Origin of the sequence: Staphylococcus nepalensis (assembly GCF_014635045.1) — a bacterium.
GTDB lineage: Bacteria > Bacillota > Bacilli > Staphylococcales > Staphylococcaceae > Staphylococcus > Staphylococcus nepalensis.
Genome location: NZ_BMCF01000008.1, coordinates 1 through 15,385 on the forward strand (window position 1 = coordinate 1; position 15,385 = coordinate 15,385).

Sequence of the window (15,385 nt, forward strand, 5' to 3'; positions counted from 1 at the left end):
CATAGGCGCATAATCTCTCCTTAATTTATTTGGTCAGATATTTAAATTATAGAGATTTTTGCGCTTTTTTTGTACCAAAAAACAGGACTGATTTTTATATCAGTCCTGTTTAGTATAGAGCCCATTTTTATCTATGTATGGCCTGACAATTCACTATTTAAAACGATCTGCTTTGTTAAATATAATAAAAATTGAATGCATACTTATATTGAAACTTTAAAAAATATATTAAATGTCATATGTTTGTATAAACGACAAAAAATTAACTATCTTAATTCTAAAGTTATATATACGATGTTTAGGATTAAAATATTTATAGTAAGGACGAGATAGTAATCCAATTTAAAAATTGAATTTCTATCTTGCTTTTTCTTAACAAACAAGTGTTTTGGCTTTGAACCAATCATACCGTTATCGAAAGTATAATGATACAAGACTCTATTTTATTAATAAATATAGTCTGTTTAAGTGTTAATTCAAAAAAACATCGCTTAATCTATGTAATATAATGAAAATATTGTATAATATATCATATTGATAAAGGTATTTATTTAGAAAGTGAGATGAAATCATGGGACGTAAATGGAATAACATTAAAGAGAAAAAAGCCCAGAAAGATAAAAATACTAGTAGAATATATGCTAAATTTGGTAAAGAGATTTACGTAGCAGCTAAATCTGGGGAACCAGATCCTACATCTAATCAAGCATTACGCTTAACATTGGAAAGAGCAAAAACGTACTCCGTGCCAAATCATATTATCGATAGAGCAATCGAAAAGGCCAAAGGTGGCGGGGAAGAAAATTACGATGAACTGAGATATGAAGGTTTTGGTCCTAATGGTTCAATGTTAATCGTTGACGCACTTACAGAAAATGTTAATAGAACAGCTTCAGATGTCCGCGCTGCGTTTGGTAAGAATGGCGGTAACATGGGTGTTTCTGGCTCTGTTGCTTATATGTTTGAACATACTGCGGTATTTGGCATTGAGGGTAAACCAGCTGACGATATTTTAGAAGGTTTGATGGAACAAGATATCGATGTTAAAGATGTTTTTGATGAAGACGGTCTAACCATTGTATACGCTGAACCAGATCAATTTGCTCAAGTACAAGACGCTTTACGTGAAACAGGTGTTGAAACATTTAAAGTAGCTGAGTTTGAAATGTTACCACAGACAGATATTGAATTATCACCAGAAGATCAAGAAACATTTGAACAATTAGTAGATGCGCTAGAAGATCTAGAGGATGTTCAAAACGTATTCCATAACGTGGATTTGAAATAATATGAACAAAAATAACGCTGTAGAACAATGGCTTAATCAATTACAATTACACCCGCACCCAGAAGGTGGATATTATAAAGAAGTGATTAAAGAAGTATGGAATGAGGAAAGTTTAAGACCAGCTTACTCAAGTATTTACTTTCTTTTAACACATGATAATATTTCACATTTTCATCGTATAGATGCTGATGAAATTTGGTATTATCATGCAGGCGATTCGCTTACTGTGCATATGATACATCCAGAAGGTAATTATCAACAAGTCACGGTAGGGCCTCATATTGAGAATGGCGATGTTTTACAATTTGTAGTCCCAAAGGGGACGATTTTTGCTTCGTCTATTGAAGGTGGTTCTGGTTATGCGCTCGTGGGATGTATGTGCCATCCTGCATTTGAATTTAATCATTTTGAATTATACAGTAAAGAATGGTTGAATAAAACTTATCCAAATTTAAAAACAATTAACAATCGTTATGCTTTATCACAAAAAGATATAAAACGTTAAATACTTGAAAGAGCGTATGACTCTCACAATCGTTTTGATGTGAAAAAGTCATACGCTCTTTTAGTTTAAGTTATTTTGAAGTGCCAAAAATTTCATTTGCTATTTCAACAATATATGCTAATTTTTTCCATTGGGCGTCTTCAGTTAATTTATTTCCTTCTTCTGTAGAGGCAAAGCCACATTGTGGGCTTAAGCAGATTTGATCTAAATCTATATAGTTCTGTGCTTCTTTCACCCGTTTTAAAATAGTACTTTTATCTTCTAACTCACCTGTTTTTGAAGTGAATAATCCTAATACTGCATAGGAACGCGATTTAGGGAAGAATCTTAAAGGTTCAAAATCACCTGATCGGTTATCATCATATTCCAAGAAAAAACCGTCTAATTGTTCTTTAAATAAATAAGGTGCAATTGGTTCGTACCCTCCTGAGATTGCCCAAGTAGATTGATAATTACCACGACAAATATGTGTTGTAATTAATAGGTCTTCCGGCAATCCTTCTACTGCATCATTAACGACTTTATAAGCAAGTTGACGTGCAATTTCTTTTTCTTCTTCACTTCTGTCTCTACCACGTGTATTTTGTGTTCCAGACGTTAGATTTGCCCAATAGACATCGTCTAGTTGGATATAACGCGCGCCTAATTCATAAAATTTAAGTAAACTATCATGATAAGCTTTTGATACGTCACGTGCAAAGTCATTGATGTCTGGATAGATAGCTTCATTTAAAATATTAGGATGGAACAACTGATTTGGGCTTGGAATAGAAACTTTAGCTGTTGCTCGACCATTCACTTTATCGAATAAAAATTTAAAGTGCTCAAAATGAGGATGGTTTGGGTTGAATTTCACTTTATCAACTACTTTGACATTGTGATTACGAGTTTCAACACCTTCAAATGATAATCCGCGGTCAGATGTATAGCCTTCTACACCGTCTAAATTTTCTAAGAAATCAAAATGCCACCAACTTCTGCGAAATTCGCCATCAGTAATACTATGTAATCCAATTTCTAGCTGTTTTTCTATGATGCGTTCAATTTCTTCATCTTCAATACTTTTTAATGTCTGTGCGTCAATGGCATTGTTCTGGAAATCTTTACGCGCGTCTTTTAAACGTTGGGGGCGCAATAAACTTCCTACATGATCTGCTCTAAATGGTCTTTGAGTCGTTGGCATAATACTATCTCCCTTTTAAAGAATTTTCTGAAAAATATGTATAAAATTTAACAAAATTATCAATGATTGTCAATTTCGCTTTTACACTATGAAATATAGTACAATAAAAATAATTATCTTTTCGATACCAATTTTAAAACTAAATGCAACAAACATAAGATGACATGTAGGATTCAGTTTTATATAATAATGACAAGGAGATGGTGGCAGTGAAAGTAAAATATATTGATAAACGTCACTGGCGTCGCATCGTTGACCGAGAATATACCGAAGTCAAAGTGAATAATAACAAATTCAAAGGTATTATTGGGTTAGTAACTATGAAAAAAGTACGGGAACCGCTAGAAGTCTCGGTTGTAGGACAAAATATTATTGTCGCTGATGATAATTATCAGTGGTTACAAATATTACCTGAAAAAAAACGTTATAGTATCACGGTGATGTTAGACGACAAGGGCAATCCATTAGAGTATTACTTCGATATAAATATAAAAAATGTTACACAAAAGGGCAATGCACGGACTATTGATTTATGTCTAGATGTATTAGTTTTGCCTAATGGTGAATACGAACTTGTTGATGAAGATGACTTGATACGTGCATTAAATCAAGGGCAAATAACAAACAAGCAATACCATGAAGCGTATATTATAGCCCATCAATTGATGATTAAAATTGATACAGACTTTACAACGATGCAAGATAAAATGATGTATTGTTATCATAAAATAAAGCAAAAAGCCAAAAACCAAAAGCAATCGTCTGTGCATAAAAATAAAGCTAAAAGCAAAAAACGTAAAGATTTCACACATAAAGATACGCAGTATAAGAAGTCTGGAAATGATAATAACCATCATTGTGATACTAGCCAAAATAAAAATAAAGCCAATAACAATATAGACTCCAAAAACACTTATACTTCACGATGATTTTTAGGTTATGAGATATAGAAATTAGCTATATGAGTTATGGTATAACCATGTTATAGTAAACACTGCAAGTTTTGAAAAAATCGCATTTAAATAGATTGTTGAAGCGTAACCGGAAAGTCGCCACAAAAGGAAATAAAAATATTGAAGTATTTGCCAAAAATAGGGGGATAATTATGAAGATTGACGATTATCGCTTGTTAACTACATTAGATGAGACAAAAACGCTTAGAAAAGCAGCGGAAATTTTATATATTTCGCAACCGGCAGTAACACAGCGGTTGAAAGCGATAGAAAATGCATTTGGTGTAGATGTATTTATACGTACTAAAAAACAGCTGATAACTACAACAGAAGGCATGATGATAATTGAACATGCACGTGATATGTTAAACAGAGAACGGTTGTTTTTAGATAAAATGCAAGCACATATCGGTGAAGTAAACGGTACGATTTCGATTGGTTGTTCATCTTTAATTGGCCAAACATTGTTACCAGTTGTTTTGAATTTATATACACGACAATTTCCAAATGTAGAAATCCAAGTTCAAGTAGGTTCAAGCGAGCAGATTAAAGCAAACCATAGAGATTACCATGTAATGATTATACGTGGTAATAAAATGATGAATTTGAGTAATACACATTTATTTAATGACGAACATTTTTTCATACATCCTAAAAATCGAAACGATGAAGTTGAGAAAATGCCATTTATCGAGTTTCAAGCTGACCCGATATACATTAATCAAATTAAAGAATGGTACGGTAATCAAATAGGACAAGATTACCATGCGATGATTACAGTTGACCAAGTTGCAACATGTAAAGAAATGTTATTAAATGGTGTTGGCGTTACGATTTTACCTGAGATTATGATGAAACACTTAGATCGGGAACAGTTCGAATTTCAACGTGTAGACATCGATGATAAACCATTAATTCGTTCGACTTATTTGAGTTATGACCCGAGCATGTTACAGTTGCCCCAAGTAGATTCATTTATTAATTTAATGATGGAATATGTAGAGTAATCGTACATGGAAAGTGCTTATCATTATTCGATTATAAATTTAACTTAGCCAGAAGCTAATTGAAATTAATAGGAATAGAGGCTGCTAAATGTTTAGAGAACTATTACATATAAAAAATTATAAATTATTTGTAGTTAATATGATGTTGTTAGGTATGGGGATTGCTATTACAGTGCCATATCTTGTTTTATTCGCTACAAATGATTTAGGTATGACATCTACTCAGTACGGTTTATTGTTAGCGTTAGCCGCAATTAGTCAATTTACTATGAATACAATTGTAGCGCGTTTTTCTGATACACATAGTATCAACAGGAAAGTCATTATCATTACTGCACTTTTTATGGGAGCAATCAGTTTTTCAATTTATTTTTATATTCATGAGATATGGATATTTATAGCAATGTATGCCATCTTTCAAGGATGTTTTGCTCCGGCTATGCCTCAAATGTATGCATCGGCAAGAGAATCCATAAATACTTCTACTTCAAAAGATAGAGCTAAATTTGCCAATGCGGTTTTACGTTCGATGTTTTCATTTGGCTTCTTATTTGGTCCACTAATTGGGGCATTGTTACTAGAGTTTAAAGGATATGCAGGATTATTTAGCGGAACGATAACAATCATTTTAATTACACTTTTATTACAAGTATTTTTCTTTAAAGACATTAAAACGAAGCGTCCAGTTGCTGACAGTACGCATGTAGAAGCGGCTGCACCGAATATGTTACGTGATAAAGTACTATTTGTACCGTTTTTAGCTTTCATTTTATTGCATATTGGTCAATGGATGTATACCTTGAATATGCCATTGTATGTTACCAATTATTTAAAAGAACCAGAGAGCCGCGTGGGCGTTTTAGCAAGTATTTGTGCAGGTTTAGAAGTACCATTTATGGTCATATTAGGCATTTTATCAGCTAAACTTACTACACGAACTTTACTCCTACTAGGTGGACTATTTGGAGGGTTGTTCTACTTTAGTATTGGTGTGTTTAACAGTATTGTAATGATGATTGTAGGACAAGTGTTTCTAGCTATTTTCCTAGCTATTTTGTTAGGTTTAGGTATTAGTTACTTCCAAGATATTTTACCTGATTTCCCAGGTTACGCATCTACGCTGTTTGCGAATGCAATGGTAATAGGACAACTATGTGGTAACCTTTTAGGGGGAATTATGAGCCATTGGGTAGGTTTAGGCAATGTGTTTTTTGTTTCTGCGTGTTCTATCTTTTTAGGTATGATATTAATATACTTCACAAAAGAACAAAAATTTACGGAAGAAAGTTTGGAGTAGGTTTTGATGACATTTATTTTATGGTTATTCATTATAGCGTCATTTGTTTTGGCGTTCATCGGGCTTATTAAACCGATTATTCCTTCAGTACTTATATTATGGATAGGTTTTTTGATTTATCAATTTGGTTTTGATAATCAAAACTTATTTTGGGTATTTTATGTATCGATGATTTTGTTTACAGTATTTATTATTATAGCGGACTTTGTTATGAATAAGTATTTTGTAAACAAATTTGGCGGTTCTAAATTAAGTGAATATGCAGCATTAATCGGTGTGGTAATAGGGTGTTTTGTCTTTCCACCTTTTGGAATAATTATTATTCCGTTTGTGGCCGTATTAGCGGTAGAGTTAATACAAGAGCCGAATTTGTCGAAAGCGTTAAAAGCAAGTTTTGGTTCAGTTATAGCGTTTTTAGCAAGTTCTATTGCGCAAGCAATCATTATGGTTATTATGGTTATATGGTTTTTTATCGATGCTTTATTAATCAATTAAACCCAAAAGCTAGTAGTTATATTCAATCATAAACATGTATAAAGTTTATGGTTTGATTTTTAAATAATTACTAGTTTTTTTATTTTGTATTGCTTTTTTGAAGCTTCAGAGGTGGCTATATAGCAATAAATAAAAAAGGTAATTTATGTAAGCGCATTAATATAATGTATTGGAAAAATTTTAAGCAATACGCTTGTTTTCGCTGTGGTTACTTTAGTATAATCACAAACATGTGTAAAAAACGGAAATAGGAAGGGTGTCTTAAATGAAATATCCAATTGCCATATGGATGCTTGCAATCGGTGCTTTTGCAATCGGTATGACAGAGTTTGTAATAATGGGGTTGTTGCCTAATATCGCTCGAGACTTTGACGTTAGTGTTAGCCAAGCAGGACAGCTGATCACTGGTTATGCTTTAGGCGTTGCAATTGGTGGTCCTATCATTGTGATGTTAACCATTAAATGGAACAGAAAGTACTTATTATTAGCGTTAATGACCATATTTATTATCGGTAATTTTGCAGCGTCATTCAGTCCAAGTTATGGTTTTATGATGACAAGTAGAATTATCACTTCATTAGCTCATGGTTCATTCTTTGGTATAGGCTCAATATTAGCCGCAAGCATGGTTAAGCCTGAAAAACGCGCTAGTGCGATGGCATTAATGTTTATGGGGTTAAGTATGAGTAACATATTAGGTGTGCCATTTGGAACATTAATAGGGCAAAACTTCGGTTGGCCAATGACATTTATTATTATTTCTATCATAGGTGCATTAGCATTAATTGGTATTATTATATTTGTGCCAATGCAAAAAGAAACTGTGAAATCCTCTGTTTTAAATGAATTGAAAATATTAAAAGAAAAACGTTTGTGGCTCACTTTAGCAGTTACACTTTTTGGATTTAGTAGTGTATTTGCATACTTTACTTATATATCAACTGTATTAATTGATGTTTCACATGTACAAGAAAACTTAATTTCTTATCTATTGATTATATTCGGTGTGGGCGTCACATTAGGTAATATTGTAGGTGGGAAACTTGCGGATTGGAATTTGAATAAAGCACTAAAAATTATATTTAGTGTGTTTATCTTATATTTCATCTTACTATACTTTGTCCAAATGAATGGATTGTTGATGGTAGCAGGTATTTTCTTCTTTGGCCTCATAGGTTTCAGTATGAGTCCTTCACTTCAATATAAGAGTACATTAATTTCTCAAGACGCGCCGACACTTGCCAGCACACTCAATCAATCAGCATTTAATTTAGGTAACGCATTAGGTGCATTTATTGGAGGCGTCGTAGTAACGAATTTACCAGTCGCATCACTAAGCTTAGTTGCGCCAATTTTAACGGCTATAGGCCTTATATTCTTATTTATAAATGTTGCAGTAGAAAAGAAAGAAAGCATGAAAATGTCTTAATTAAAACATTTATAAAAATTGTGCATGCATTATTTAATTTTAAACACTCCCTTCAATGTAGACACTTAAAAAGTGAGAACTTTGAAGGGGGTGTTTTTGTTATATGGTAATTTATGATAGCTTGTTTATAATATTTAGATTATAAAGAAGCATTCGTATCTTTATTAGTGAAGTGATGATCGATATAAAGTGAAGTTGGAATGAAAATGAACGAAATAATGATAAATGTCCAATTATTAATGAGTATATAAGGACCTATGGCCAAAAAAGTTTGGGGTATGAAAAATACGTAAAATATCCCGCATACAGATAGCAAAAGAACTAGATAAGTTAAAAACCATGCCCAATGTGAAGTGCTAAAACAACGTATTTGAACGGTTTTGAACAACATCCAAATAAAGAAAAAGATAATCGCAATACCGACAAATAATGTGATTGGAAAGGTATATAGATATAACCGTTTAGCACCAATAAAAAAACCTGCAAAACCTTTAAGGAAACAAAAGATACCAACAAAAAGCATAATATGTCTTATAATATATTTGAAAATATTTCTTATTGTTTCATTAGGTAAACGTCTAAGTTCTTTCTTAGCATGGGTTTTAGGGTCATGATCAAAAAATTCCATTGCTAGCGCACCATCTTTTTCAGCTTCTAGCAATTGGTTTAATACACGATTTAACATTTTTTCAGAGTCATGTGGATTTACACTTAAATCGGCTCTTACGTATGTCATATAATTTTCAAATGTATCACGATCAGTATTATTTAAACGTAATGCTTTCACATTATTTTCACGCATTAATTTATCAGTAGATTTCATTGTCACATCACATTCCTTCTTAATATGAAATAGATTGATAAAGCTAATTATGACTAATATAGTAATATAAATCAATAACACATTTAAAGGAGGCATTATGGAACAATTAAAATTATCAGAACAACGATATCTAAGTGAAATTGCTGAAATTCATGAACAAGAACTCGAGCAACAATATGAAAATTATAAAAAGACAACTATCACTGTTGCTTTACGTAAAGAAATGATTGAACGTGGATTAAAAGCTGAAACGGATATTGTATTAATTGAAAGGGAGCATTCACAATTAATTGCATTTATTTGTGCCAGATATTTGAAACAACAAGAAAAAGTCGTTGTAGAAATACTTTATGTTGCTAAACCGTATCGTCATCAAGGTATAGCCCAATCATTAAAAAAAGAGATTGAATTATGGGCTTATGCTAAAGGTGCAGTTGAGATTGAAAGTACAGTAGCAAACGATAATAGCATCATGCAAGGGCTCAATATAGAACAAGGTTATCATATAAAAAAGGTGATAATGAGTAAAAGATTAACAATAAATAATGAAGATAAAAGTGAAAAATGATAAAATTATATTAATATTAAGACATTAAAAAGGAGTTCTTACATGAAAAAGTGTTTAGCACTCATACTTGCATCAACTGTATTATTTACAGCGTGCGGGCAAAATGACGAAAAAGCATCGCTAGAGAAAGATATTGATAAATTAGAAAAACAAAATAAAGATTTGGAAAAACAGAAAAAAGATTTGGAAAAAGAAAAAGACAAACTTCAAGATAAATCTAAAAATTTAGAAAAAGACATCAGTGCTGAAACATAATTTGTAATTAAATTAAATCAGTTTATAAAATAATAATACTGTATTTCCCAGGAAATGATTGTATTATCGTTTTACTAATTGTTATAATGGGTATCATTAACATAATGAGCATAAATAAAATTGTAAAAGTACATTTAAAATTAAAAGTCTGATTAATGAATGGGACAATTTTTAATTTATTGATTTTGACTTTATGATTCGAAGTTTATAAAGAAGCATTTTTCATAAGGAGAGAGGGAATAACAATGCATGAAAAAGATTTTATTTTATTGGAAGGTCGTTCTATTACACTACCAGAATTAGGTAGAGAAATTGAGCATATAACAGGCAGAGAAATTAAAGACTCAACTGGTGAGATTAAACGTGTTATAGCACATTTACCTAACTTTGAGTCGGATACTGATACGTTTGTTGCTACTTACAAATTAAATCATAGAAATGATTTTATAGACGCAACATTCACTGCGCCAAAAAGCGAACGTGGTCGTTTAAAAGAAGTGGCTGTGAACGTTGAGTTAATTAGTTATATTTCAAGAGCATAAGCAACGCTTGATACATGTAGTAGCGCGATATGAGGATAATCATAACGCGTTACTTTTCTATAGAAATTTATTTTTCAGTTTAGAGGTGTAACATATGACCGTTTATATAGAAACTGAGCGTTTAAGATTACGGGATTGGCAGGCGGAGGATTTACTCCCGTTTCAACAGATGAATGCGAACCACCAAGTGCGTAGATATTTCCCAAGTTTATTGAGTTATAGACGTTCAGAACATGATATGAAAAAAATGAATGAAATCATAAAAAATTATGGTATTGGACTTTTTGCTGTTGAATTAAAAGAAACAAATGGATGGTTAGGTTTTATCGGATTGAATTATGTACCTAAAGAAAGTAAATATTCATTTGATGAATTACCATTTTATGAAATTGGTTGGCGTTTGATACCTGAAGTATGGGGAAATGGTTTGGCTACTGAAGGTGCAGAATCAGTGCTAACATACGCCAAACAACAGGGCATTAACGAAGTTTATGCATTTACTTCTGAAAGCAATGCTGCTTCGCGTAAAGTAATGGAAAAAATAGGTATGGAACGATATGACTATTTTGAATACCCAGAACTAAGTAAATATCATCCACTTAAAAGGCACGTGAGATATTTTAAAGATTTAACAAAAAAGCAAAATAAAGAACAAGACCTTTAAAAAAGGGTTAACTGATTGGTGGTTATAATCAGTTAACCCTCTTTTTAATTATTATGCAAATTTTGTTAGATATTTAATTTGTTTTATTACAAATTTGGTTTTTGATTAGTTTACTCAAGGTGCCTAATGCAAAATCAATGTCTTCAATATTTATATAAGAATAAGAAAAACGAATATAATCTCGCGCGTTTTTATCGTATATTTCACCAGGGTTGATTAAAATATGGTGACGAATAGCTGAATCAAACAGTAATTTCATGTTCAACGGTACATTTAATTTGAACCAAATATAATAAGATCCTTGGGGGACAGTCCAGGTACCAAGTGCTTGAAAATGTTTATTTAAAGCGTCTAAAAATTTATCACGTCGTATTGAAAGCGCTCGATTTAGATGTGTTAAATGTTGCTCATGGTATGCAGGGTTTTTTAACCATTCAGTAGCGACAAATTGTGATAATGAGCTTGCGCCATAATCATTTTGCATTTTTAAATCTGCTAAATGCATCACAACAGATGGCTTGCCTATAATCCATCCTACTCTTAGGCCCGGGCTAACTGTTTTAGATAGACTACTGATGTATAATATATTATCGCTATCTTCTAAAGATTTTAAAGGTTGAGGGCGTTGATGCTCAAACCACAAATCACCATATACATCATCTTCGACAATTGGTATATGTGCCTGTTTACATTGTTGAATTAGCTTATACTTTTCTGCCTGTGTATATGAATTTTGCGTAGGGTTATGTAAAGTTGGTATACAATAGAAGATATTATTTTGATTTTGAGTGTTAACATTAAAAATATTATTAATTTGTTGTTTAATCTTAGAAATTGGTAGAAATTTAAGGTCTGCTCGAATATTATGCCACGTGTGCACTGAATTTATATATGAAGGCGTTTCTATAATAATCTTTGAATGCGGTATTAGCAGTCCATCAGCAATAAGTTTTAACCCTTGCAATGCTCCAGAAATAACACAAATATTATCCTCACTGCATTGAATACCTCTTTTTTTTACGTAATCTACAATAGCGCTTCTTAAATTTAAATTCCCTAAAGGGTGTTCATAATTTGTATTGAGAGGCGTTGTCAGATGCTTGGAAAAGATATTTCGAAATTTTTCGTTTGGAATTAAATCTGGACTAAGTTCTCCTGTACTTAAACGTAATAAACTTTCATCAAACTCTAATTCATTGATTCTTTGTATAAAGTATTGATTGTTCTTTGAGCTGCTATTGTGAATATATTCATGCCAATTCATATTGTGATTAATGTAAGTATTCCATTTACTATTCGACACATATAAACCATCACGTTCTTTACTTTCTAAAACACCATAACTTTGCAATATTTCTAATGATTGAATAACAGTTGAACGATTGACGCCGTAGTGATTAGCTAAATTTCTTTGAGAGGGGAGTTTCATCCCTACTTCTAAATCGCCGTCATGTATTTTTAATAATATATCATCAATAATTCGCTTGTATTTTGGCATGAACATTAAAACTTCTCCTTTGAATGATTGGTGGGTTTTTTAGTTTGTAGCTGGTTGATAAAATCAATTTGAAATTATTGTATCATACTTAATATAGAGGAATAGATTAGAAGATATACCTCAAATATTTAATTCTAATTTGTAGTATACAAATAACTTCTTATAGGCAATATACTAACATTAAGCATGAGTTAAGGGAGAACAGATTATATCAACATATGATTTAAAGATGTAAATAAATTGGTTGGTTAAATAATGTGTTTTGAAGATGATGGTATGATTTTATATTGGAAAGTTGTGTTATTACAAAGAGAAAGGAAGATAGGATGATTCAACCATTAATTCATGGTTTGATTTTAGCCTTTGGTTTGATTTTACCTTTAGGTGCGCAAAATGTATTTGTATTTAATCAAGGAGCAAATCATAAAAGATTAATCAAGGCAATGCCAGTCATTATAACTGCGGGGCTATGTGATACATTTTTAATTGTGTTAGCTGTTTTAGGCGTCTCCATTATATTATTATCTTTACCGGTATTACAAATTATCATTTATTGCATAGGTTTTGTATTTCTTATTTATATGGCTTGGTCATTGTGGAAAGAACAGCCACAAACACTTGAACATTATTACTCTATGACAGCACGAAAACAAATAGGGTTCGCAATATCTGTATCATTATTAAATCCACATGCGATAATGGATACGATTGGCGTTATTGGCACCAATGCTGCGTTATATGAAGGTTCGGATAAAGTGTTGTTTACTGTGGCAACGGTAACTATTTCATGGATTTGGTTTATATTTTTGGCAATTGCAGGTAAATTTGTAGGGCATGTTGATAGAACAGGTAAATACATCATAGTATTAAATAAAATTTCAGCCATTATTATCATCATTGTTGCATGTCTCATATTAAAACAATTGTTGAATATATTATTTAGATAATTATAAAAAGAGAGCGGGGAAGGACTACATTTTAAAGAATTCGTCACCCCGCTCTATTATCTTGAAGCTTGTGCTATTTATGATTTATTCATATTTTTATAATTTTAATCATATGTTCTAACACCTAATGGTTTATAGTTATGAATGGAGTCAAACAGTTCTTTCGGGCTGTCACAAAGTGGGGCAAGTGTTTTGTATTTTTCGTCTATAAAGCCTTCTTGAATCATATGATTAATTAACGATTGTAAAGGTTCGAAAAAACCATTGATATTAAATACAGCAATCGGTTTTTGATGAATACCTATTTGTGCCCAACTATACATTTCAAAAAACTCTTCTAAAGACCCTGCGCCACCTGGTGCCATAACAAATGCATCTGCTAATTCAGCCATTTTATTTTTTCTTTCATGCATAGAATCAACTAAAATAAGTTCACTTAATCTTGTACTGGTGATTTCACGTTCATTTAACATATTCGGCATGACACCAATGGCTGAACCGCCATAGTCTAATACACCGTCTTGAATAGCACCCATGATTCCCACTGAACCTGCGCCAAATATGAGTTCATAACCATTCTCAGCCATATAACGACCTAAATGATATGCTTCTTTCATATAAGAAGCATCTTTACCTTTGCTTGCACCGCAATAAACAGCAATTTTTTTCATATGTCATTCCTCCGTAAATAATGATGATTCATTTATAATAGACAAAAATCTTTGTTCAAATAAAGCGACATCTTCTGATGTGAAAGCAGACGGTCCTTTAGTACGACCGCCACTTTTTCGAAATTGTGCACTCGCATGTCGTTGTTCAAGTAATGTATTGATATTATGTTGATTATAAATAAAACCTTTATGATGCATTACTAATTTGGCTTTATTTAGTAATAAACTTGCAAGACCATAATCTTGTGTAATTACAATATCATTTGGTTGGACCAGCTTAACAATCTTATAATCGACAGCATCTGGTCCATCATCAACGTAAATAATATTGACATGGTCAGGTTGTATAGTGGTAGAAAAGTGACTAAAGCTACGAACGACGGTAACAAAGATGCTTGTCCCTTTAGTCAATTCAATTACTGAATTGGTAACAGGACAAGCATCTCCGTCAATTATGATTTGAGCCATAATGTTTATTTACCTTTTTCTTCATCGTTCTGTTTAACAATACTTTTAGCAACATAATCTTTATATTTTTTGAATTCAGCTAAACGCGCTTTTTTATTTTTTTCACGAGCTTTGTCTTCTTCTTTATGACGTTTGTCTATATTTTTTTGGAGCTTTTTATTCATTTTGTCTGCTTCTTTGCGATTTTCTTTTTCTAATTTTTCACCTTTTTTCTCAGTTTCTTCGTCAAGTTTTCCTGGTGTCATGCCAACTTTTTCCATATGTTTGTTAGATTTTTTCATTGAATGGATGCGTTGTTTTTCGTTTTCTTGACGTGATTTATCTTCTTCTTTATGACGTTTATCTATATTTTTTTGAAGCGTCTTATTCATTTTATCTGCTTCTTTGCGGTTTTCTTTTTCAAGTTTTTCGCCTTTTTTCTCAATATAAGCAGGATCATGTTCTTTAGCAATACGTTTTAATTCACGTTTTTGTTCAATATTGTGTTTTTTATCAATTACGTAATCTTTAGCATTAGCAGATTTGTCTACCACTGTATCTTTAATTTGAACAGATTTGTTTGCTACTGTTTTTGAAGCTTTAGCAGTTGCATCACTTGCTTTTTTAACATCAGGGTGATCCTTAATACGTTTACGTTCAACGATTAACGGTACTAAAAACACAGGTGCTACTGTGATGATTGTTCTGATTAATTGCTTTTTGTCCATACTCGTTGCCTCCAATAATTTTATACTATCTACTTATTACCCTATGATACATGAAAATAAACGGTAAATATACGGTCTTTCAAGG

General features: G+C 32.0%; 18 protein-coding genes. 12 read left to right on the forward strand and 6 right to left on the reverse strand.

The window, feature by feature from the left end; genetic code table 11:
* Positions 1-571 precede the first annotated feature (571 nt).
* Together IEU88_RS10965 and IEU88_RS10970 are read left to right on the forward strand one after the other, a co-directional pair.
* Complete coding sequence (locus tag IEU88_RS10965) at positions 572-1,288, forward strand: YebC/PmpR family DNA-binding transcriptional regulator (protein WP_103373331.1); 717 nt, start codon at positions 572-574, stop codon at positions 1,286-1,288.
* Between the two features lies 1 nt (position 1,289).
* Positions 1,290-1,793 carry a cupin domain-containing protein gene (locus IEU88_RS10970; RefSeq protein WP_096810765.1) on the forward strand — a complete coding sequence of 168 codons (504 nt, stop codon included), beginning with the start codon at positions 1,290-1,292 and terminating at the stop codon, positions 1,791-1,793.
* Positions 1,794-1,863: 70 nt separating this feature from the next.
* Here the strand turns inward: IEU88_RS10970 and IEU88_RS10975 are convergent, their stop codons facing one another.
* Positions 1,864-2,976, reverse strand: coding sequence for a 5-methyltetrahydropteroyltriglutamate--homocysteine S-methyltransferase (locus IEU88_RS10975; protein WP_103373332.1), 1,113 nt, complete (start codon positions 2,974-2,976; stop codon positions 1,864-1,866).
* A 209-nt stretch (positions 2,977-3,185) separates the two neighbouring features.
* Between IEU88_RS10975 and IEU88_RS10980 the strand changes: the two genes are divergently transcribed.
* From IEU88_RS10980 to IEU88_RS11000, 5 genes are all read left to right on the forward strand, one after another.
* Entirely contained in the window at positions 3,186-3,905 is a 720-nt protein-coding gene (locus IEU88_RS10980; RefSeq protein WP_096810763.1) for a ribonuclease FAU-1 family protein, read from the forward strand.
* Positions 3,906-4,081: 176 nt separating this feature from the next.
* On the forward strand, positions 4,082-4,936 hold the full coding sequence (locus tag IEU88_RS10985; protein ID WP_096810762.1) for a LysR family transcriptional regulator: 855 nt from the start codon (positions 4,082-4,084) through the stop codon (positions 4,934-4,936).
* Between the two features lie 88 nt (positions 4,937-5,024).
* A complete protein-coding gene (locus IEU88_RS10990) occupies positions 5,025-6,233 on the forward strand; it encodes a sugar efflux transporter (RefSeq protein WP_096823929.1) in 1,209 nt (402 codons plus the stop codon).
* Positions 6,234-6,239: 6 nt separating this feature from the next.
* Positions 6,240-6,728 (forward strand): DUF456 domain-containing protein, encoded by a 489-nt coding sequence (locus IEU88_RS10995; protein ID WP_103373333.1) that lies wholly within the window; start codon positions 6,240-6,242, stop codon positions 6,726-6,728.
* Positions 6,729-6,993: 265 nt separating this feature from the next.
* Positions 6,994-8,157 carry an MFS transporter gene (locus tag IEU88_RS11000; RefSeq protein ID WP_103373334.1) on the forward strand — a complete coding sequence of 388 codons (1,164 nt, stop codon included), beginning with the start codon at positions 6,994-6,996 and terminating at the stop codon, positions 8,155-8,157.
* Positions 8,158-8,296: 139 nt separating this feature from the next.
* On the opposite strand, the gene IEU88_RS11005 is transcribed toward IEU88_RS11000, so the two are convergent.
* Entirely contained in the window at positions 8,297-8,980 is a 684-nt protein-coding gene (locus tag IEU88_RS11005; protein ID WP_096811239.1) for a DUF1129 family protein, read from the reverse strand.
* Between the two features lie 97 nt (positions 8,981-9,077).
* On the opposite strand from IEU88_RS11005, the gene IEU88_RS11010 reads away from it, so the two are divergent.
* From IEU88_RS11010 to IEU88_RS11025, 4 genes are all read left to right on the forward strand, one after another.
* Positions 9,078-9,548 carry a GNAT family N-acetyltransferase gene (locus tag IEU88_RS11010; protein ID WP_096810758.1) on the forward strand — a complete coding sequence of 157 codons (471 nt, stop codon included), beginning with the start codon at positions 9,078-9,080 and terminating at the stop codon, positions 9,546-9,548.
* Between the two features lie 42 nt (positions 9,549-9,590).
* A complete protein-coding gene (locus IEU88_RS11015) occupies positions 9,591-9,803 on the forward strand; it encodes an SA0632 family lipoprotein (protein ID WP_096810757.1) in 213 nt (70 codons plus the stop codon).
* A 245-nt stretch (positions 9,804-10,048) separates the two neighbouring features.
* Positions 10,049-10,345, forward strand: coding sequence for a hypothetical protein (locus IEU88_RS11020; RefSeq protein WP_096810756.1), 297 nt, complete (start codon positions 10,049-10,051; stop codon positions 10,343-10,345).
* 94 nt (positions 10,346-10,439) lie between these two features.
* Entirely contained in the window at positions 10,440-11,009 is a 570-nt protein-coding gene (locus IEU88_RS11025) for a GNAT family N-acetyltransferase (RefSeq protein ID WP_096810755.1), read from the forward strand.
* Positions 11,010-11,082: 73 nt separating this feature from the next.
* Here IEU88_RS11025 and IEU88_RS11030 read toward each other — a convergent pair whose 3' ends face one another.
* On the reverse strand, positions 11,083-12,513 hold the full coding sequence (locus IEU88_RS11030) for an aminotransferase-like domain-containing protein (RefSeq protein WP_103373335.1): 1,431 nt from the start codon (positions 12,511-12,513) through the stop codon (positions 11,083-11,085).
* Between the two features lie 320 nt (positions 12,514-12,833).
* Between IEU88_RS11030 and IEU88_RS11035 the strand changes: the two genes are divergently transcribed.
* Complete coding sequence (locus tag IEU88_RS11035) at positions 12,834-13,454, forward strand: LysE/ArgO family amino acid transporter (RefSeq protein ID WP_103373336.1); 621 nt, start codon at positions 12,834-12,836, stop codon at positions 13,452-13,454.
* A 104-nt stretch (positions 13,455-13,558) separates the two neighbouring features.
* Here the strand turns inward: IEU88_RS11035 and IEU88_RS11040 are convergent, their stop codons facing one another.
* The 3 genes from IEU88_RS11040 to IEU88_RS11050 are packed head-to-tail and all read right to left on the reverse strand — an operon-like array spanning position 13,559 to position 15,300.
* On the reverse strand, positions 13,559-14,125 hold the full coding sequence (locus tag IEU88_RS11040; RefSeq protein ID WP_096810752.1) for an LOG family protein: 567 nt from the start codon (positions 14,123-14,125) through the stop codon (positions 13,559-13,561).
* 3 nt (positions 14,126-14,128) lie between these two features.
* On the reverse strand, positions 14,129-14,593 hold the full coding sequence (locus IEU88_RS11045) for a YaiI/YqxD family protein (RefSeq protein WP_096810751.1): 465 nt from the start codon (positions 14,591-14,593) through the stop codon (positions 14,129-14,131).
* 5 nt (positions 14,594-14,598) lie between these two features.
* Positions 14,599-15,300, reverse strand: coding sequence for a hypothetical protein (locus IEU88_RS11050; RefSeq protein ID WP_103373337.1), 702 nt, complete (start codon positions 15,298-15,300; stop codon positions 14,599-14,601).
* Between the last annotated feature and the right edge of the window lie 85 nt (positions 15,301-15,385).

Excerpts from the sequence above, each read along its gene's own strand:
- IEU88_RS11040 (WP_096810752.1), bottom strand. The coding sequence starts at position 14,125 with ATGAAAAAAATTGCTGTTTATTGCGGTGCAAGCAAAGGTAAAGATGCT.
- IEU88_RS10970 (WP_096810765.1), top strand. The coding sequence starts at position 1,290 with ATGAACAAAAATAACGCTGTAGAACAATGGCTTAATCAATTACAATTA.
- IEU88_RS10985 (WP_096810762.1), top strand. The coding sequence starts at position 4,082 with ATGAAGATTGACGATTATCGCTTGTTAACTACATTAGATGAGACAAAA.
- IEU88_RS11010 (WP_096810758.1), top strand. The coding sequence starts at position 9,078 with ATGGAACAATTAAAATTATCAGAACAACGATATCTAAGTGAAATTGCT.
- IEU88_RS10975 (WP_103373332.1), bottom strand. The coding sequence starts at position 2,976 with ATGCCAACGACTCAAAGACCATTTAGAGCAGATCATGTAGGAAGTTTA.
- IEU88_RS11020 (WP_096810756.1), top strand. The coding sequence starts at position 10,049 with ATGCATGAAAAAGATTTTATTTTATTGGAAGGTCGTTCTATTACACTA.
- IEU88_RS10990 (WP_096823929.1), top strand. The coding sequence starts at position 5,025 with ATGTTTAGAGAACTATTACATATAAAAAATTATAAATTATTTGTAGTT.
- IEU88_RS11050 (WP_103373337.1), bottom strand. The coding sequence starts at position 15,300 with ATGGACAAAAAGCAATTAATCAGAACAATCATCACAGTAGCACCTGTG.
- IEU88_RS11000 (WP_103373334.1), top strand. The coding sequence starts at position 6,994 with ATGAAATATCCAATTGCCATATGGATGCTTGCAATCGGTGCTTTTGCA.
- IEU88_RS11025 (WP_096810755.1), top strand. The coding sequence starts at position 10,440 with ATGACCGTTTATATAGAAACTGAGCGTTTAAGATTACGGGATTGGCAG.
- IEU88_RS11015 (WP_096810757.1), top strand. The coding sequence starts at position 9,591 with ATGAAAAAGTGTTTAGCACTCATACTTGCATCAACTGTATTATTTACA.
- IEU88_RS11005 (WP_096811239.1), bottom strand. The coding sequence starts at position 8,980 with ATGAAATCTACTGATAAATTAATGCGTGAAAATAATGTGAAAGCATTA.
- IEU88_RS10995 (WP_103373333.1), top strand. The coding sequence starts at position 6,240 with ATGACATTTATTTTATGGTTATTCATTATAGCGTCATTTGTTTTGGCG.
- IEU88_RS11030 (WP_103373335.1), bottom strand. The coding sequence starts at position 12,513 with ATGTTCATGCCAAAATACAAGCGAATTATTGATGATATATTATTAAAA.
- IEU88_RS10965 (WP_103373331.1), top strand. The coding sequence starts at position 572 with ATGGGACGTAAATGGAATAACATTAAAGAGAAAAAAGCCCAGAAAGAT.
- IEU88_RS11045 (WP_096810751.1), bottom strand. The coding sequence starts at position 14,593 with ATGGCTCAAATCATAATTGACGGAGATGCTTGTCCTGTTACCAATTCA.
- IEU88_RS11035 (WP_103373336.1), top strand. The coding sequence starts at position 12,834 with ATGATTCAACCATTAATTCATGGTTTGATTTTAGCCTTTGGTTTGATT.